17 protein-coding genes and 1 tRNA gene are annotated in these 18901 nt (G+C 60.4%); 11 read left to right on the top strand and 7 right to left on the bottom strand.

The window, feature by feature from the left end:
• Window positions 1–57: 57 nt before the first annotated feature.
• From SIC14_RS16005 to pdxH, 6 genes are all read right to left on the bottom strand, one after another.
• The gene (locus SIC14_RS16005; RefSeq protein WP_412562910.1) at window positions 58–3681 is read right to left on the bottom strand and encodes a vitamin B12-dependent ribonucleotide reductase; all 3624 of its coding nucleotides are present in this window, start codon (window positions 3679–3681) and stop codon (window positions 58–60) included.
• 255 nt (window positions 3682–3936) lie between these two features.
• A complete protein-coding gene (locus tag SIC14_RS16000; protein WP_412562909.1) occupies window positions 3937–4233 on the bottom strand; it encodes a hypothetical protein in 297 nt (98 codons plus the stop codon).
• Between the two features lie 160 nt (window positions 4234–4393).
• Window positions 4394–4470 (bottom strand) — tRNA-Pro (locus tag SIC14_RS15995).
• Window positions 4471–4520: 50 nt separating this feature from the next.
• On the bottom strand, window positions 4521–5009 hold the full coding sequence (locus SIC14_RS15990; RefSeq protein WP_412562908.1) for a DUF192 domain-containing protein: 489 nt from the start codon (window positions 5007–5009) through the stop codon (window positions 4521–4523).
• A gap of 1 nt (window position 5010) precedes the next feature.
• Entirely contained in the window at window positions 5011–5544 is a 534-nt protein-coding gene (locus tag SIC14_RS15985; RefSeq protein WP_412565883.1) for a cold-shock protein, read from the bottom strand.
• Window positions 5545–5660: 116 nt separating this feature from the next.
• Complete coding sequence (gene pdxH, locus SIC14_RS15980; protein WP_412562907.1) at window positions 5661–6266, bottom strand: pyridoxamine 5'-phosphate oxidase; 606 nt, start codon at window positions 6264–6266, stop codon at window positions 5661–5663.
• A gap of 157 nt (window positions 6267–6423) precedes the next feature.
• On the opposite strand from pdxH, the gene fabI reads away from it, so the two are divergent.
• From fabI to SIC14_RS15940, 8 genes are all read left to right on the top strand, one after another.
• Window positions 6424–7254, top strand: a complete 831-nt coding sequence (fabI, locus tag SIC14_RS15975; protein ID WP_412562906.1) for an enoyl-ACP reductase FabI — start codon at window positions 6424–6426, stop codon at window positions 7252–7254.
• Between the two features lie 14 nt (window positions 7255–7268).
• Window positions 7269–7877 (top strand): LysE family translocator, encoded by a 609-nt coding sequence (locus SIC14_RS15970; protein WP_412562905.1) that lies wholly within the window; start codon window positions 7269–7271, stop codon window positions 7875–7877.
• A 9-nt stretch (window positions 7878–7886) separates the two neighbouring features.
• Window positions 7887–8633: a L,D-transpeptidase family protein gene (locus SIC14_RS15965; RefSeq protein WP_412562904.1), complete on the top strand. Its 747-nt coding sequence runs from the start codon at window positions 7887–7889 to the stop codon at window positions 8631–8633.
• Between the two features lie 160 nt (window positions 8634–8793).
• The gene (gene gpt / locus SIC14_RS15960; RefSeq protein WP_412562903.1) at window positions 8794–9312 is read left to right on the top strand and encodes a xanthine phosphoribosyltransferase; all 519 of its coding nucleotides are present in this window, start codon (window positions 8794–8796) and stop codon (window positions 9310–9312) included.
• 146 nt (window positions 9313–9458) lie between these two features.
• Window positions 9459–10661 carry an aminotransferase gene (locus tag SIC14_RS15955; protein ID WP_412562902.1) on the top strand — a complete coding sequence of 401 codons (1203 nt, stop codon included), beginning with the start codon at window positions 9459–9461 and terminating at the stop codon, window positions 10659–10661.
• Between the two features lie 47 nt (window positions 10662–10708).
• The gene (locus tag SIC14_RS15950) at window positions 10709–12547 is read left to right on the top strand and encodes a peptidyl-prolyl cis-trans isomerase (protein ID WP_412562901.1); all 1839 of its coding nucleotides are present in this window, start codon (window positions 10709–10711) and stop codon (window positions 12545–12547) included.
• Between the two features lie 19 nt (window positions 12548–12566).
• A complete protein-coding gene (gene trpE / locus SIC14_RS15945) occupies window positions 12567–14078 on the top strand; it encodes an anthranilate synthase component I (protein ID WP_412562900.1) in 1512 nt (503 codons plus the stop codon).
• Between the two features lie 74 nt (window positions 14079–14152).
• A complete protein-coding gene (locus tag SIC14_RS15940) occupies window positions 14153–14698 on the top strand; it encodes a pseudouridine synthase (RefSeq protein WP_412562899.1) in 546 nt (181 codons plus the stop codon).
• Between the two features lie 2 nt (window positions 14699–14700).
• On the opposite strand, the gene SIC14_RS15935 is transcribed toward SIC14_RS15940, so the two are convergent.
• Window positions 14701–16326 (bottom strand): divergent polysaccharide deacetylase family protein, encoded by a 1626-nt coding sequence (locus tag SIC14_RS15935; protein WP_412562898.1) that lies wholly within the window; start codon window positions 16324–16326, stop codon window positions 14701–14703.
• 144 nt (window positions 16327–16470) lie between these two features.
• On the opposite strand from SIC14_RS15935, the gene SIC14_RS15930 reads away from it, so the two are divergent.
• The 3 genes from SIC14_RS15930 to trpC are packed head-to-tail and all read left to right on the top strand — an operon-like array spanning window position 16471 to window position 18901.
• Entirely contained in the window at window positions 16471–17052 is a 582-nt protein-coding gene (locus SIC14_RS15930; RefSeq protein WP_412562897.1) for an anthranilate synthase component II, read from the top strand.
• A complete protein-coding gene (gene trpD, locus SIC14_RS15925; RefSeq protein WP_412562896.1) occupies window positions 17049–18068 on the top strand; it encodes an anthranilate phosphoribosyltransferase in 1020 nt (339 codons plus the stop codon). The genes SIC14_RS15930 and trpD overlap by 4 nt, the downstream gene beginning before the upstream one ends.
• Window positions 18065–18901, top strand: a complete 837-nt coding sequence (gene trpC / locus SIC14_RS15920) for an indole-3-glycerol phosphate synthase TrpC (RefSeq protein ID WP_412562895.1) — start codon at window positions 18065–18067, stop codon at window positions 18899–18901. The genes trpD and trpC overlap by 4 nt, the downstream gene beginning before the upstream one ends.

The raw sequence follows: 18901 nt of genomic DNA, 5'->3' as shown, positions 1-18901 counted from the left end.
GCCCATTCCGCGGGGTTGAGGACGAGCGCACCCGCCCTCAGGGTACATCGTTGCCTGTCAGGAGCAGCCAGAGGTCGCTCCGCAGGTATTGCATTTCATACAGGTGCCGTTGCGCACCAAAGTGTAGTTGCCACAGTCGCCGCAGGCCTCGCCTTCATAGCCCTGCATCTTGGCCTTGGACCGTGCATCCATCGCAGTTGCTGGCGCTGGGGCCACGGCTACGTCAGAGGTTTCCGGCGAAGCCGTTGGCGCAACATCCGCGGCCGTATCTGGGACTTGCAGCCCGATCAGATCCTCCGGCATCCGTTTGCGCAGATAGCCGGTCGAGCTGATCTGTTTCAGCATCTCCAACGACCGGCTGGCGGCGGTTTCGCTGATTTCCTCAACGTTGCTCACACCTTCCTCAACGCCGCGACCAATATCATCGAACGAAGCCCCCTGCGGCTTCACATGGGCCAGATCGGTGCGATCCAGATAGCTGACCGCCAGCTCACGGAAAATGTAATCCAGGATCGAGGTGGCGTTTTTGATCGAGTCATTGCCCTGCACAATCCCCGCCGGTTCAAACTTGGTGAAGGTGAAGGCGTCGACAAACTCCTCTAGCGGCACGCCGTATTGCAGGCCCACGGAAACCGCGATGGCGAAGTTGTTCATCATCGCGCGGAAGCCGGCACCTTCCTTGTGCATGTCGATGAAGATCTCACCCAGCGAGCCGTCGCTATATTCGCCGGTCCGCAGATAGACCTTGTGACCGCCAACAACCGCTTTCTGCGTGTAGCCCTTGCGCCGTTCCGGCATCTTTTCGCGGTGGCTGCGCACCAGTTCCTTGACGACGACCTTCTCGATCACCTTTTCGGCCAGCACCTGCGCCTTTTCCTGCGGGGTGCCTGTCTCCAAAATCTCGGCGGCGTCGTCATCATCTTCGATCAAAGCGGCCGCCAATGGCTGGCTAAGTTTGGAGCCATCGCGGTAAAGCGCATTTGCCTTGATGCCCAAAGACCAGCTGAGCTCATAAGCCGCCTTACAGTCCTCAATGGTGGCGTCATTGGGCATGTTGATGGTTTTCGAAATCGCGCCCGAAATAAAGCTCTGCGCGGCGGCCATCATGGTGATGTGGCTGTCCACACTCAGGTAGCGCTTGCCCTTCTTGCCGCAGGGGTTGGCGCAGTCGAAGATGTTGTAGTGTTCCTCTTTCAGATGCGGCGCACCCTCTAGGGTCATGGTGCCACAGACGTGGTCATTGGCCAGATCAATATCCGCCTTGCTGAACCCAAGATGGCGCAGCAGATCAAAGGAGGGATCGGTCAGCTTCTCCGCCGGGATCCCCAGAGCATTGCGGCAGAACTCCTCGCCCAGGGTCCACTGGTTGAACACAAACCGGATGTCAAAGGCGGTGGCCAGCGCGGCCTCGACCTTCTCGATCTCATTGCTGGTGAACCCATGACCGATCAACGAAGTGTGGTTGATCCCCGGCGCGTTGCCCATTGTGCCATGGCCGACCGCGTAAGAGATGATCTTCTCAATCTGGGCCGATCCGTAGCCGAGGTTTTCCAGCGCCGCCGGGACCGAACGGTTGATGATCTTGAAGTACCCGCCGCCGGCCAGTTTCTTGAACTTCACCAGGGCAAAATCCGGCTCAATCCCGGTGGTGTCACAATCCATCACCAGGCCGATGGTGCCAGTGGGCGCAATCACCGAAACCTGCGCGTTGCGGTAGCCGTGTTTTTCACCCACTTCCAGCGCCTCATCCCAGGCCTGCATCGCCAAATGTGCCAGACGCTGATCCGGTACATTGCCTAGATCCAGCGCCACCGGCTTCACCGCCAGCCCTTCATAGCCTTCCGTGGCGCCGTAAGCGGCGGTGCGGTGGTTGCGCATCACCCGCAGCATATGCTCCCTGTTGCGCTTAAAGCCGGCAAAGGTGCCCAGCTCGCCCGCCATCTCAGCCGAGGTGGCATAGGCGACGCCGGTCATGATTGCCGTCAGCGCTGCCCCCATGGCGCGGCCCTGATCGCTGTCATAGCCCAGCCCCATGTTCATCAATAGGCCACCGATATTGGCGTAGCCCAGACCCAGGGTGCGGAAGTCATAAGACAACTGTGCAATTTCCTTTGACGGGAACTGCGCCATCGTGACCGAGATTTCCAGAGTGATGGTCCAAAGCCGCGTGGCATGCATGTAGTCCGCCACCTGAAACGTGCCGTCTTTGTAGAAGGTCAGCAGGTTCATTGAGGCCAGGTTACAGGCGGTGTCGTCCAAGAACATGTATTCCGAACAGGGATTTGAGCCGCGAATCTCACCATCTTCGGGGCAGGTGTGCCAGGCGTTGACGGTATCATGGAACTGAATACCCGGATCAGCGCAGGCCCATGCCGCATGGCCGATATCTTCCCAGAGATCGCGTGCTTTGACCGTTTTGGAGACCTGCCCGTCCGTGCGGTTTAGCAGCGCCCAGTCGTCATCCTGCTCTACCGCTTTCAGGAAGGCATCCGTCACCCGGACCGAGTTGTTGGAATTCTGACCCGAGACTGAAGCATAGGCTTCGGAATCCCAGTCGGTGTCATAGGTGGGGAACTCAATGCTGTCATAGCCCTGCCGCGCATAGTCCAGCACACGTTTCACATAGGTTTCGGGGATCGCAACCTTCTTGGCTTCCCTCAGCGCTGTTTTCAGGCCGGTGTTGGCCTTGGGATCCGTTGCATCCGCAGCCGCCCCATCCCAGGCGCGAATGGCGGCAAAAATGTCGTTCAGCTTGGCTTCGTGCATCTTGGAACCGGCAACGATCGAGGCAACCTTCTGCTCTTCCTTCACCTTCCAGTTCACAAATTCTTCGATATCGGGGTGATCCACGTCACAGATCACCATCTTGGCCGCCCGCCGAGTGGTGCCACCTGATTTAATCGCCCCTGCGGCCCGATCCCCGATCTTAAGGAAGCCCATCAGGCCAGAGGACTTGCCCCCACCTGACAGCGCTTCCCCTTCAGCACGGAGGGAGGAGAAATTTGTACCCGTGCCGGAGCCGTATTTGAACAGACGTGCTTCGCGCACCCACAGATCCATGATGCCGCCGTCACTGACCAGATCATCGGAAACGGACTGAATAAAGCAGGCATGCGGTTGCGGGTGTTCGTAGGCGGATTTCGATTTGGTCAGCTTGCCGGTCTTGTAATCCACATAGTGGTGCCCCTGCCCCGGCCCGTCGATGCCATAGGCCCAATGCAGACCGGTGTTGAACCACTGCGGTGAATTTGGCGCCGCGCGCTGGGTCGCCAGCATGTAGCGCATTTCGTCGTAGTAGCTGCGGGCGTCTTCCTCATTGGAGAAATAGCCGCCCTTCCAGCCCCAATAGGTCCAGGCGCCGGCCAGACGGTCGAACACCTGTTTGGCCGAGGTTTCACCCCCCAGCACGGTGGTTTTGGAAGCAGGGATGGAGCGCCATAGGAACTCTGGCACCCCCGCTTCCTTCACCTTCTTCAGCTCGACAGGAACCCCTGCCTTCCGGAAATACTTCTGTGCGATCACATCCGAGGCCACCTGGCTCCAGCTCGAGGGCACTTCGATCTCATCAAGGTGGAACACCACCGTTCCGTCCGGATTTCGGATCTCTGAAGCGGTTTTGGTAAACTCCAGATCGGCATAGGCATCTTGCCCGGCGGAGGTGAACTGTCTCTCGATTTTCATCTGTGTGCTGCCCCGTTAAATCAGCTGTCCCAATGGCGAATGACGTTGCATTCGTGCCAGCAGCGGAGCACACATCTCTCTTGGCCTTCGGCCCCACCCCCATGGAACCGTAGGAAGAATAGGTTGGGGGTTTCCCCCGTTCCGATGAAACTGTCCCTGTCACCTGCGGCCACAAGATATGGTGCAGCCCGCCGCTGGCCCCCACAAATTGGCGTGGCACCCCCTAATCGGTCAACGGATTTATTTCGATATTTTTTAGATTTTCCTGTTGACCGGTATGGCACCAACGGTTGCATCCCGCAGTGCTGTATGAAGTGGCGATTTTTGCTGCAAAGCGGCAATTGGCGCTAAGCCCTTGCTGGCTTGGCAAGAATGGCAAATGCCCGCGCCGCACCGAATCCGAAAGGTCAAAACCGCTGCCAGAGTCGCCCAGATATGGAACAAATCTTGCAGCCTGCACAAAATATTGGCATCGCTCTGCAGATTATCCCGCAGCGCGTCTCGGCGGCACCGCCCCTGCTCAAGATTTGATTCTGTGTTGAGGTCGAACAAGGGGCCTTGCCCCTCGCCGCGCGGCGGCTCACCCCAGGATATTTTTGCCAAGAAGAAAGCGGCTGGGTTTCTGCGACCGGTTTTAATCGACTGGTCAGCCGGACAGCAAAGAGGCGCGGCAACTGAATGCCTGCGCCTCTTGGTTCTCTTGTCAGAGAAATGGTCGGGACGGCAAGATTCGAACTTGCGACCCCCTGTACCCAAAACAGGTGCGCTACCAGACTGCGCTACGCCCCGGACCGTGAGGGCGGTCTAAACAATGTCGCGAGGATTGAAAAGAGCGAAAATCACTCACAGGGCCAAACAGCCACATTTTGATCAATCGCCGGGTGTCGCAGCAAGGTGCCCGCCTCTATTTTCAAGGCTTTGGCGAGGCCCGCGTTAATTTCCAGCACGTGTTTGATATTGTCGCCACCGGGGATCAGCGTTTCATCCAGAGGCACAGCGCGGTGATGCACCCGCTGCACCAGACCTTCGGCATCTGCAAAGATCATATCCAGTGGAATCAGCGTGTTGCGCATCCAGAAGGCGACGGTGCGTTCCGACTCATAGACAAAGAGCATACCCGCGCCCTGTGGCATCGATTTGCGGAACATCAGGCCCTGCTGGCGTTCGACGGGTTCATCGGCCACTTCGACACGGAACTGCGCCTGCCCCCAGGGGCCTTTCAGCTGGATCAGATCCTCGCGGCAGTTGGCCTCAGCCACGCTGGTGCTGGCGGTGAGGCAAGAAAAAACGGCCAGCGCGATCTGCGCCAGCCGTTTCCAGTTATTCATCTTATTCATCGCCTTTGAGGGCTGCTTCCCAGGCGCAGACCTCTGTCGCCATGCGGCCGCGTTTGCCGTCGATCACCCTGAGGCCGACGGCCTCGCCGGGTTGCAGATCAGCCAGGCCAGAGCGCCGCAGCACTTCGACATGCACAAACACATCTTCGCCGCGGCCAAAGATATTGGCGAAGCCAAACCCTTTGCCCTTGTCGAACCATTTCACACGCGCTGGTTCCAGAGGAGCGGTGCGGATGACTTCGGGATCTATGTCCTCAAAATCCGCAAGGGTCGCGCCTTCCTGACCTACGGGGGGTTCAATGCTGAACACCTCGGTAGCCTGGATGCCACGGTCCGTCTCCTGGACGTCCAATTCTATCTTCGCGCCGTCTGCGACTGAACTCTGCCCAAAATTGCGCAGCACATTCGCATGTAGCAGGATATCTGGTCCCCCTTCGTCAGCGACAACGAATCCGAACCCTTTGATAGGGTCGAACCATTTCACCAGACCAATTACCCTGCGGGCGTCTTCCACTTCAGTTCTCACTGTTTCGTAACCCACATGATCGTCATCCCCACATATTTCATGTGACAAACAGGCAGGCTGTTGCAAGGCAAAAGTTGAAAGTCTTTCAACTATTTGCATTTCGCGTCACGTGAAAATCACGGACAAAGGCGCTCTATCGTCCAGTGATCGTTGGCAGTTTTGCGCCGCCAAACAAACCGGTCGTGCAGTCGGAACGCCCCGTCCGCCCAAAATTCAATCTCAACCGGAGTGATTCTGTAACCTCCCCAAAAGGAGGGTCGCGCAGGATTAGGGCCATGCATAGCTGTCATTTTTGCCACCTCACCCATCAAAGTTGTGCGCGAATCCAACGGATGAGACTGTTTTGACGCCCAAGCGCCGAGTCGCGATTTCAGCGAGCGCGACTTGTAATAGGCGTCGGCCTGTGGGCCGTCTTCCTTGGTGACAAGCCCCCGCACCCGGATTTGACGCCGCAGCGACTTCCAATGCATCACAAAGGCCGCTTTGCCCGCCTGGTCTATTTCCTGCGCCTTGGCGCTTTCGTAATTGGTGTAGAACACAAAGGCTGCGTCTTCGATTTCCTTCAACAGCACCATCCGGGCATTCGGCAGCCCATCCCCGTCCACCGTGGACAGGGCAATGGCGTTTGGATCATTCGGTTCGCTGGCCTCGGCCTCCACCAGCCAGTCGCGGGCGATCTGAAACGGATCGTCGCCTGCAAAAATCCCTGTACGCTCACTCATATCAATTGCCCCTCTCCTGGGCCTGTCCATCGGGGCGGTCGCCCCGGTCTTGCAAATCCACATTTTGCCCTGCCGCCACGTCAGCCGCGCCCTTGAGCAAACGCCCCGCATCCCCTAAAGGACGAGAGCACGCAAACATTTGGGCGGGGAACGGATAATGTCAAACCAATTGATGGCCGGATTGATGGCAGGCAAACGCGGTGTTATCATGGGGCTTGCAAATGACAAGTCGATCGCATGGGGCATTGCCAAGGCCTGCGCCGATGCAGGCGCGGAAATGGCCTTTACCTATATGGGTGAAGCTTTCAAAAAACGGGTCGCACCGCTGGCGGAACAGCTGGGCGTGGAGACGATGATTAACTGCGACGTGTCCGACATGGCCTCGCTAGATGCGGCCTTTGCCGAGATTGAGGCGATGTGGGGCAAGATCGACTTCATCGTGCATGCCATTGGTTTTTCGGACAAAAGCGAGCTGCGCGGGCGGTATCTGGACACCAGCCGTGAAAACTTCAACATGACGATGGATATCAGCTGTTATTCTTTCACCGCGGTGATGCAGCGGGCGGAGAAATTGATGAAGGATGGCGGCAGTGCGCTGACGCTGACCTATTACGGCGCCGAACAGGTGATGCCGCATTACAACGTCATGGGGGTTGCCAAGGCAGCGCTGGAGGCCTCGGTCAAATATCTGGCCGAAGATCTGGGCAAAGACGGCATCCGTGTAAACGCCATCTCGGCCGGTCCGATCAAAACGCTGGCGGCCTCTGGCGTTGGCGATTTCCGCTACATTATGAAGTGGAACGAGCTGAACTCGCCGCTGCGCCGCAATGTCACCATTGAGGACGTGGGCAAATCCGCGCTCTATATGCTCAGCGATCTGGGCAGCGGTGTGACCGGCGAAAACCTGCATGTGGATGCGGGCTATCACGTGGTTGGCATGAAGGCGGTAGACGCGCCGGATATCGACGCCGTCACTGGCCGCAAGTAAGGTCACCCCTGTCGATGAGCTTTGGTCTGGATCAAATCCTGCTGCTACTGGCAACGCAATTGCTGGCGCTTCTCAGCCCTAGTCCTGCGATCATGGCGCTGATGCAGCAGGCTTTTGCCCACGGACGTGGGGTGGGGCTGCGTTTTGGCCTGGGCCTGTCGCTTGGGGCAACGCTGTGGGCGGGCTTTGCTTTTGCCGGCCTGTCGCTGCTGTTCACCGCCCTGCCCTGGCTGTTTTCCGCGCTAAAGCTGTTTGGCGCCGCTTATCTGATCTGGATGGCCCTGCAGATCTGGCAAGGCGCGGATCGACCGGTGGACACCGATGGACGCAAACGGCTGCTGGGCCTGCCCGGGGGGCTGTTGACCAATCTGGCCAACCCCAAAGCGGCGCTTTATTTCTCGGCTGTGTTTGTCACCATCTTCCCCGATCCGCTTAGCTTCTCGTCGCAGGCATCGGTGCTGGGGCTGGTGTTCAGCCTTGAGGCGCTGGTCTATACCTGCTTTGCGCTGATCTTCACCACATCGACGGCTAAGACGCTGTACCTTAAGGCAAAATCCGTGATCGACCGGCTCTGCGGGGCGGCCATCGGGGCCTTGGGCCTGTCGTTGATGCTGAACCGGTAGGTGACGGGTATGCGGCGGATCTGGATATTTCTGCTTTGCCTGATTGCCCTTGCCGCCCTCGCGACCGGCTACCGGTTCCGCAATCACCTGCCTTATGAGCTGAGCAACCCCTTGGGTCTCCGCGCCGATATCTCCGAGATCCGCGCCCGCATTCTGCCGGGGCTGACAGAACACCTTGCCGCACAGGACCTGCAGATCGGAGCACCGCTCTATCTGCGCCTCTTCAAAGAAGAGGCGGAACTGGAGCTTTGGGTGCAAAACGGCCATCAGTATCAGCGCTACAAAACCTACCCGATCTGCACCTTTTCCGGCGCCCTTGGCCCGAAACTGCAAGAGGGGGACGGCCAGTCACCGGAAGGCTTCTACGCGGTTGATCTGGCCGCGCTGAACCCGCGCTCCGCTTACCACCTGTCCTTCAAACTTGGTTTTCCCAATACCTATGACCACGCGCAGGGCCGCACCGGCAGTTTCCTGATGGTGCATGGCGATTGTGTGTCAATCGGGTGCTACGCCATGACCGATCCGCTGATCGAGGAGATCTACCTGCTGGTCGAAGCGGCCCTGCGCAACGGCCAAACTGCGGTGCCTGTCCATGCCTTCCCGTTTCGGATGACCGCATCCCGCATGGCGGAGGCCGAGGGGCATCAATGGCAGGGTTTCTGGCAGCAATTGCAACCGGCCTACCTGCAGTTTGAGGAAACTTTTGTGCCGCCAGTCGTGTCTGTTGAACAGGGGCGCTACATTGTCCCCCCCTAAGCGACCGACTTCTGGGCGACCGACCATATAGGCAAACTTCGGTGGCTTTTCCTTGCGTCCGTCCGCAAGGCGCATTATCGCAGTGCACTAATTCGACAATGGCGCTGCGGGATGTGATCTGCCGCAAAGCGACGCCCACAAACTCCGTATGAGGTACATCATGACCGACCGTCTGCCCCACGAGAAAGGCTTCCACATCAGCTGGGACCAAATCCACCGCGATAGCCGCGCGTTGGCGTGGCGTCTGGACGGCAAGGGGCCGAACAACGGGGCGTGGAAAGCGGTTGTGGCCATCACCCGCGGCGGCATGGCCCCGGCAATGATTGTCAGCCGCGAGCTGGACATCCGCACCGTGGACACCATTTCGGTGAAATCCTACTACTCGGGTGGCGGTGCGCAGGACAAACAGCGGGAAGCACAGGTGCTGAAAAGCCCCGATGCGGATCTGATGGGTGACGGCGAAGGCATCCTGATCATCGACGATCTGGTCGACAGCGGCAAAACGCTGGAACTGGTGCGCCAGATGTTCCCCAAAGCGCATTTTGCCACCGTCTACGCCAAACCGGCCGGGGAGCCGATGGTCGACACTTTCATCACCGGTGTGAGCCAGGACACCTGGATCTTCTTCCCCTGGGACATGGCCCTGCAATACGTCGAGCCCTATCGAGGCACCGATTGATCCACGGTTCTTTTCGAACTGTCTCAAAGGCGTCGCTCTGCGGCGCCTTTTCCATTGCGATGGTCTTTGCGGGGACCGGTACATTATCCCCTTGCCCCCGCCTCTGATCCGCCTATCCTCGCGCGCCAAGACCGGAGGAGACAGCTATGACCACCCCCCTGACACGGGCGCGCACCCTGACCACCTTTCCGCCCCCTGTGATGGAGGCGCGGCGCTGGATTTCCGGGGTAACTTTTGCCGCAGACAAACCGCTGATCAACGTCAGTCAGGCTGCCCCGGTGGAGCCACCCACCGAAGGGCTGCGCCGCGCCATTGCCGAGACAGCTTTGAACCTGCCAGAGGCCCATCTTTACGGTCCCGATCTGGGCCTGCCTGCCTTGCGGACTGAAGTCGCCAAATCGGTGTCTCAGACGTACAACGGAACAGTGCATGCCGATCAGGTTGCCATCACATCCGGCTGCAATCAGGCCTTCTGCGCGGCGATGATCTCACTCTGTGGTGAAGGGGATGAGGTTATCCTGCCAACCCCTTGGTATTTCAATCATAAAATGTGGCTCGACATGTCCGGCGTAAAAACCGTTCCGCTGGCCACCGGCGATGGAATGTTGCCAGATCCCAAACAGGCTGAGGCGCTCATCACTCCGCGCACCAAGGCGCTGGTATTGGTCACGCCGAACAACCCCTGTGGTGTTGAATACCCGCAAGGCGTGATTGCCGCCTTCCGCGATCTGGCCCGCAAACACGGGCTGGCGCTAGTGATCGATGAGACTTACCGCGACTTCCACAGCGACTCCGGCGCGCCGCATGATCTGTTCACCGATCCTGACTGGTCGGACACGGTGATCCAGCTCTACTCCTTCTCCAAAGCCTACCGGCTGACCGGGCACCGTGTGGGGGCCATGTTGGCTGCACCGGAACGGCTGGCCGAGGTGGAGAAGTTCATCGACACCGTCACCATCTGCCCCAACCAGTTGGCGCAACATGCCGCCCTTTGGGGGATGCAGAACCTCGGCGACTGGCTGGCGGGCGAACGGCTGGAAATCCTCGACCGGCGGGCTGCAATTGAGGAAGGCTTTGACGTGCTGGCGGCACAGGGCTGGAAGCTCCTTGGGGTTGGGGCCTATTTCGCCTATGTCGAACATCCCTTTGCCAAACCCTCGGATCAGCTGGCCAAGGATCTGGTGCAAGAGGCCGCCATTCTGGCCCTGCCCGGCACCATGTTCATGCCCGAGGATGACCCCAGCGGGCAGCGGCAAATGCGGATCGCCTTTGCCAATATCGACAGGGCCGGCATCAAGACGCTGTTTGCCCGTCTTGCGGCCCTTGTGCCAGACGGGGCTTCGGCCTAAACATTCGCGACAAGATTTCAAACAACCCGGGACGTTAAGGGAACATCATGGCGAGCGGTAAAGCATCCAAAACCTTTATGTGGGGCCTGATGGGCCTGTTGATCGTCGGCCTCGGCGGGTTCGGGGCGACCAACCTGTCGGGCTCTGTGACCCGCGTCGGTTCGGTCGGTGATGAAAACATCGACGTCAACCAATACGCCCGCGCCCTGCAACAGGACATCCGCGCCGTTGAAGCGCAGACCGGCTCGGCGCTGCCGTTTGATCAGGTCACTGCCCTTGGCATCGACCGTGCGGTTCTGGGACGTCTGATCGGTCAGGCCGCTCTCAACAACGAGGCGGCAAATCTGGGCCTGTCGATTGGGGATGAAAACCTGGGCCAGCAGATCATGGCGATCAGCAACTTCCAGGGTCCAAACGGATTTGATCGCGACAGCTACCGTTTTGCCCTGCAACAGGCCGGTCTGAGCGAGCTGGAGTTCGAAGCCGAGATGCACGCCGAAACCGTGCGGGCCATCCTGCAAGGCGCCGTCGTCAGCGGGGCCCCGATGGGTGCAACTTACGCCGAAACCCTGATCGGCTTTGCGGGTGAACGGCGTGATTTCACCTGGGCGCTGTTGACTGCCGCCGATCTGGCAGATGCAATCGCCACCGCAACAGACGCGGATCTGGACGCGTTCCACAAGGCAAATGCCGCTCAGTTCACCAGCCCCGCAATGAAGCGGCTGACCTATGTGTGGCTGTCGCCTGACGATTTGGTTGCTGATATCGACGTGGATGCGGCCCTGATCCAAAACCTCTACGACGAACGGATCGACCAGTTTGTGATCGCAGAACGCCGCCTGGTCGAACGTCTGATCTACCCCGATGCTGAAACCGCTGAGGCCGCAAAGGCCGCGCTCGATGCGGGCGAGAAAGACTATGAAACCCTGGTGGCAGACCGTGGTCTGGATCTGGCGGATGTGGACATGGGCGATGTAACCGCTGCGGCGCTTGGCACCGCGGGCGAAGCCGTATTCGCGGCCGCCTCGACCGAGGTGGTGGGGCCAGTTGAAACCTCGCTGGGTCCGGCGCTGTTCCGTGTCAACGCAATCCTGCCCGGTCAGGAAACCACGCTGGAAGAAGCCCGCGCCGAACTGCAGGCCGAACTGGCCGCAGACACCGCCCGCCGTCAGATCGATCGTGTATCGGAAACCGTGGATGATCTGTTGGCAGGTGGCGCCACGCTGGAAGAGCTGGAAGGCGAAAGCGGCTTGAAACTGCTCTCGACCAACTGGCACGCCGGTTCGGAAGATCCGATTGCAGGTTACGCTGATTTCCGCGCCGCCGCCCAGGCCGTGCAGGAAGGCGACTACCCCGAGGTGATCCGTCTGGATGACGGCGGCATTGCCGCGCTGCGCTGGGAAGAGGACCTGCCCGCCGCGCTGCGCCCGCTGTCCGATGTCCGTGCCGAGGTAGAGGCCGCATGGCAGTCCGAGGAAACCAGCAAAGCGCTGGCGGCTCAGGCAGAGCTGCTGATCAACCAACTGGTGCAGGGCGCTGACTTGGCCACGCTCGGCCTGACGGCCCGTGAAGAGGTGGACATTCTGCGTTCCGATTTCATCGCCGAAGCACCGCAGGGGTTCCTTGAAGCGGTGTTTGAGCTGGAGGCAAACGGCGCCACTGTGATCCGTGGCAACGAGGGTGTGGCTGTGGTCAAACTGGCGGCAGTAAAGGGCCCGGATGAGAGCGACGCCGAGGTTGCGGGCTTCCGCACCTTGTTGTCGCAGCAAGGGGACGCGGGTCTCTCCGAAGACCTCTACGCTGCCTTTGCCCGCGCCATTCAGGACGAGGCAGGCATCTACCTCGACCAGACCGCTTTGAACGCGGTCCACGCAAACTTCCGCTAAGACGCGAAGGAAAAACACGGTGGAACTGATCCCCTCCTACGACGATTTCGCCAAAGCCTATGAGGCGGGCGAAAACCAGGTGGTCTATGCCCGCTTGGCCGCTGATCTCGACACACCTGTGTCGCTGATGCTGAAGCTGTCCGGCGCGCAAAAAGACGCTTTCATGCTGGAATCGGTAACCGGTGGCGAAGTGCGCGGTCGCTACTCGATCATTGGTATGAAGCCCGACACCATCTGGCGGTGCCATGGGGAGCAAAGCCAGATCAACCGCATGGCGCGGTTTGACCCGGACGCCTTTGAGGATCAGGCCGGCAATCCGCTGGACAATCTGCGCGCCCTGATCGGCGAAAGCAAAATCGACCTGCCCGAGGATCTGCCCTCGGCGGCAGCCGGCCTGTTTGGCTATCTCGGCTATGACACCATCCGTCTGGTGGAACACCTGCCCAACGTGAACCCTGATCCGCTTGGCGTTCCCGATGCGGTGATGATGCGGCCCTCGGTCGTTGCGGTTCTGGACGGGGTGAAGGGTGACGTGACCGTGGTGTCGCCCGCTTGGGTGAACGATGGCCAGTCGGCGCGCGCCGCCTATGCGCAGGCTGCCGAACGGGTGATGGACGCGGTGCGCGACATGGAACGCGCCCTGCCCAAGGCCAGCCGCGATCTGGGTGACGCCGAAGAGGTTGCGCCGCCGCAGTCGAACTTTGCCAAAGAGGCCTATCTGGAAGCTGTAGAAAAGGCCAAGGATTACATCCGCGCCGGAGACATCTTCCAGGTGGTGCCAAGCCAGCGCTGGACGCAGGACTTCACCCTGCCGCCCTTCGCGCTCTACCGATCGCTGCGCCGTACCAACCCTTCGCCGTTTATGTTCTACTTCAACTTCGGCGGTTTTCAGGTCATTGGCGCCAGCCCCGAAATTCTGGTGCGGGTGTTTGACAAAGAGGTCACCATCCGCCCCATCGCCGGCACCCGCCCCCGTGGCGCAACACCGGCGGAAGACAAGGCGCTGGAGGCTGATCTGCTGGCCGATAAGAAAGAGCTGGCCGAACACCTCATGCTCTTGGACCTTGGCCGCAATGACGTGGGTCGGGTCGCCAAAATCGGCACGGTGAAACCCACCGAAGAGTTCATCATCGAACGCTACAGCCACGTCATGCACATCGTTTCCAACGTGATTGGCGAGCTGGACGAGGGCAAAGACGCGGTTGATGCCTATTTCGCCGGTATGCCCGCAGGCACTGTCTCCGGTGCGCCGAAAGTGCGCGCGATGGAGATCATCGACGAGTTGGAGCCGGAAAAACGCGGTATCTACGGCGGCGGTCTGGGCTACTTCAGTGCGGGCGGTGATATGGACATGTGTATCGCCCTACGCACCGCCATCGTGAAGGACAAGAAACTCTATATTCAGGCCGGCGGTGGTGTTGTTTATGACAGCGACCCCGAGGCAGAGTTTATGGAAACCGTGCATAAATCCAACGCGATCCGTCGTGCCGCTGCCGATGCGGCGCGCTTTACCCGCGACGGCAACAGCTGACCATTCTGTCAGAGGGGCGCCTGACGGCGCTGCCTCCGGCGGGAGTATTTTTGGACCATTGAGAGGGGCGCGGTGTGACGCGGGTGATCCTGTTCAACAAGCCTTTTGACGTGTTGTCGCAATTCACCGACCGCGGCACCGAAGGCAGCAAACGGGCCACCCTGTCCGATTACATCGACGTGCCCAAGGTCTACCCCGCCGGGCGGTTGGACCGCGACAGCGAAGGCCTGATGGTCCTGACCGACAATGGTAAACTACAGGCCAAAATCTCGAATCCGAAACACAAGATGACCAAAACCTATTGGGCGCAGGTTGAAGGCGAGATTTCAGATGATGCCCTTGCGCGCCTGCGCAAAGGGGTGGAGTTGAAGGACGGGCTGACCCGCCCCGCCAAAGCCACCCGGTTGGAGGCGCCTGAGGTCTGGGACCGTGTGCCGCCCATTCGGGTGCGCAAGTCCATTCCCGACAGCTGGCTGGAGTTGACCATATCCGAAGGCCGAAATCGGCAGGTGCGCCGGATGACCGCCGCAGTGGGGTTCCCCACCCTGCGGTTGATCCGGGTGCGGATTGACGATTGGCATTTGGCCGGGTTGCAGCCCGGCCAATGGCGCGACGCCTAAAGTCAGTTCTGCGCCGCGTTCAGCACTGCCGAGATCGGCGCCAAGGCCACACGGGTGGCACGATCCTGCAGCCCCCAGAGCAGTAGCGCTGAGATGGTTTCCGGCTGCAAACGCCCCACCATCACCACGCCTTCGGGCTGCTGACGGGCCTTAAAGGCGGCGCCATCAAGAAAGCGCCGGATCACCGTGGCGCTTTGGCCTTTGCTGTCGAAATCCCGGAACACAGCCGCCGCCGCAACGCCATTTTTCACCGCCAGCTTCTGTGCCGTGTTCAGGCCTTGCGCAAAATAGACCACGCCGTGGCCTGTTTCCTGCAATACCGCCGACACCTGATCGGAAATCGCCTTACCGGATTGCAGCCCGTTCTGGTCGCCTTCCATCACGGCGACAACTTCGGGAAGCTCCCGCAGGCCAGCCCGCAGCAGGGTTTCCGTATCGCCGCCCGTGGCGCCTTCGGGAATGTCGGTGAGGGCCATGACCTCAAAGCCCGCTTTGCGGTAACGCTCCATCCGCGCCAGCGCTTCGGGGCTGGTCACATCAACCGCGAAGGTCAGCGGATAGGGAAAGGCCGAAAGCGCCTCCACCCCGATGTCGGAGGTGCCGCGATCCAACAGGACAATCGACATCAGCGGTTTGTTGTCGGGGTTGTCGAAGGGCGCTGCAAAGGCTTGCAGCGGTGGCAGATCCTCGGCCACGGGCCCCACCGGTTCTGCAGCGGCATCAGCCGCCTCACTGCGAGCGGGCTGCGCAGGATCTTCGCGTTCGGTCAGACGAGTCGCGGGCTTGCCAATGCGCGGCGTGTCGGAAACGGCTTCACCCACTTTCGGCAAGGCCGGACGTTTCGGCGCTTCTTCCTGAGGAATGGCAACAATTACAGCCGGTTCGCGATCGTCGCTGATCTCTGGGCGGCCAATGGTCATGGCGGGTTTGTCATCAGTCCCGGCCGCAGGCAGATCCGGCGCGGCACCGGGCGCCGCGGGCTGCGGCGCGGCAGTGACCGCGCCCACTTCGGCTTCTGGCAGCGGGGTGGCCGCTTCGGGGGCGGCCTCGGGCGTATCTGCAACCGGCGCCGACGGTGTGCCTGCAACCGGTTGATTTGCCTCTACCGCAGGTGCGGTGGGCGCGGCCTCCGCACTGTCGGGCAGCGCTGCCATTTCGGGGGCATCACCAACATCTGGGTTCACAGGGCGCGACGGCACCGCTGAGACCGGCGCATCCGTACCGACGGATGGCAGGCTGGGCGCGTCAGCACGAGGACTGGCATCGCCGCTCACAGTGCCACTTGGCAGATCCTCAGAGGCAACCTCTGGCGCGGCGAGCGCTGCGCTGGCGTCACCGGTTTCGGGTTGTTCTGCGGGCGCTGTGTCAACGCCGGATATACCGGATGCGTCGTCTGCGGCAGGGGGCGTGGCCCGCTCTGCCTCAGAAGGGGCGTCCACCGGGTCACTGCCCGGCAGCGCCGCGGCACGGTCTTCACGGGCGCCATCAAATCCGCTGCCCGCAGGCAGGTTCACATTGGCCGCTTCCGGCGCAGGGGCGTTCAACGTCTGCGTGACCGAAATCGCCGCAACACCACCAAAGGCCACCACTGTGCCCAGAAGAAATCCGCTTAAACTGCTGCGTGCCACGTGTGCTCCCTCATCTTCTTGCGTCAGGACCGTTTTCCGGCCTGTTTGTCACCCCTGCCCCCCTTGACGCTCGGGCGCAAGCCTGAACAAGTATACCGCGACTGAGGGGGCGTTCCAGCCCCGCAAAGAACAAAGATGGGCGCCATGCTGCTTCTGATCGATAATTACGACAGTTTCACCTATAATTTGGTTCACTATCTGGGCGAATTGGGCGCCGAGGTGGTGGTTAAACGCAATGATGCGCTGGATGTGCAGGAAGCCATGGCGATGCAGCCCGCGGGTATCCTGCTGTCTCCCGGCCCCTGCGATCCGGATCAGGCGGGGATCTGTCTGGCGCTGACCGAAGCCGCCGCCGAAACCAAAACCCCGTTGATGGGCGTCTGCCTGGGCCATCAGACCATTGGTCAGGCCTTTGGCGGCAAGGTGGTGCGCTGCCACGAGATTGTGCATGGCAAGATGGGTCTGATGCACCACGATGATCTGGGTCTGTTCAAAGGCTTGCCGACCCCGTTTGAGGCCACCCGCTACCATTCCCTAGTGGTGGAGCGTGACAGCCTGCCGGAGTGTCTGGAAATCACCGCCGCGCTGGAAGATGGCACCATCATGGGGCTGCAGCACAAAGAGCTGCCGATCCACGGGGTGCAGTTCCATCCGGAATCCATTGCCTCGCAGCATGGCCATAAACTGTTGCAGAATTTTCTTGATATTATGAAGGTGCCGGCATGACCGACCAGATCAAACCGCTTATTTTTGCGGCCTCCGAAGGCCCGCTCAGCCGGGCGCAGGCGGATATGGCTTTTGAAATCCTGTTTGAAGGCGGCGCAACACCCGCACAGGTTGGTGGTTTACTGATGTCGATGCGGGCCCGTGGGGAATCCGTGGCCGAATATGCCGCTGCGGCTGCCCAGATGCGGGCCAAGGCCATTCCGGTAAACGCGCCGGACGGGGCGATGGACATCGTTGGCACCGGCGGCGACGGGATCGGGACGCTGAACATCTCCACCGCAACGGCCTTTGTTGTGGCGGGCGCTGGCGTGCCTGTGGCGAAACACGGCAACCGCAACCTCAGCTCAAAATCCGGTGCCGCAGATGCGCTGGGGCAGCTGGGCATCGACGTTATGGTACAGCCCGATGTGGTAGAACGTGGCATCCATGAGGCGGGTATCGGTTTCATGATGGCCCCAATGCATCACCCGGTGATGAAACACGTGATGCCGGTGCGCCAGGAACTGGGCTGCAAAACCATCTTCAACATCCTTGGCCCGCTGACCAATCCGGCCGGTGTGAAACGTCAGCTGACCGGCGCCTTTGCCGTTGACCTGATCTTCCCGATGGCGGAAACCCTGATGGAACTTGGCAGCGAGAAAGCCTGGCTGGTCCACGGCTCGGACGGCACCGATGAGCTGACCATCACCGGCACCACGCAGGTGGCTGTGCTCGACAACGGCAAGATCACCCCGCTGGAGGTTCACCCCGAAGATGCCGGCCTGCCGGTCCACCGGCTGCGTGATATCCTGGGTGGTTCGCCAGAAGAAAACGGTCTGGCGCTAAAGGCCTTGCTGGAGGGCGAAAAATCCGCCTACCGTGATGCGGTGCTTCTGAACGCAGCCGCCGCGCTGATGGTGGCGGATAAGGTCAACACCCTCAAAGAAGGTGTTGAAATCGCGGTTGAAAGCATCGATAGCGGTGCAGCGCTGAAATCCGTGCAAACTCTGGCAAATATCACTTCGGGGGCAAAATGAGCACCGACACCACCGCCGGTCAGACCGGCACCGTTCTGGACAAGATCAAAGCCTATAAGCTGGAAGAGGTCGCCGCCGACAAGGCTGCCAAACCTCTCGAAGCGGTAGAGGCCGAGGCCCGCGAAGCCAGCCCCGTGCGCCCGTTTGGCGCGGCGCTCGCCAAGGCAAACCGCGAAGGTTACGGGTTGATTGCCGAAGTGAAAAAAGCCAGCCCGTCCAAAGGCCTGATCCGCGCCGATTTCAACCCGCCGGTGCTGGCCAAAGCCTATGAAGACGGCGGTGCGACCTGCCTGTCCGTCCTGACCGACACGCCCTCCTTCCAAGGGGCCAAAGACTTCCTCGTCGCCGCCCGTGAAGCCGTCAGCCTTCCGGTGCTGCGTAAGGATTTCATGTATGACACCTATCAGGTGGCTGAGGCGCGCGCATTGGGGGCAGACTGTATCCTGATCATCATGGCCTCTGTCAGCGACGCACAGGCGCAGGAACTGGAAGCGGCCGCATTTGAATGGGACATGGACGCATTGATCGAGGTGCATGACGCTGAAGAGCTGGAACGTGCAACCGCACTGAAATCCAACCTGATCGGCATCAACAACCGCAACCTCAAAACCTTTGAGACCACGCTGGACACCACCCGCATCCTGTCCAAACAGGTGCCTGCGGACCGTATGCTGATCTCGGAGAGCGGCCTCAACAGCCCGGAAGATCTGGCCGATATGGCCCGTCACGGCGCCCGTACCTTCCTGATCGGCGAAAGCCTGATGCGCAACGAAGATGTCACCGCGGCCACCCGCCGTCTGCTGGCCAACCCCTTGACCGCAGCGGGGATGTGA

The organism is Thalassobius sp. MITS945101, from assembly GCF_047123305.1.
GTDB lineage: Bacteria > Pseudomonadota > Alphaproteobacteria > Rhodobacterales > Rhodobacteraceae > Thalassobius.
Note: the sequence above shows the minus strand (reverse complement) of the source record. Positions and strands in the feature narration are given on the sequence as shown.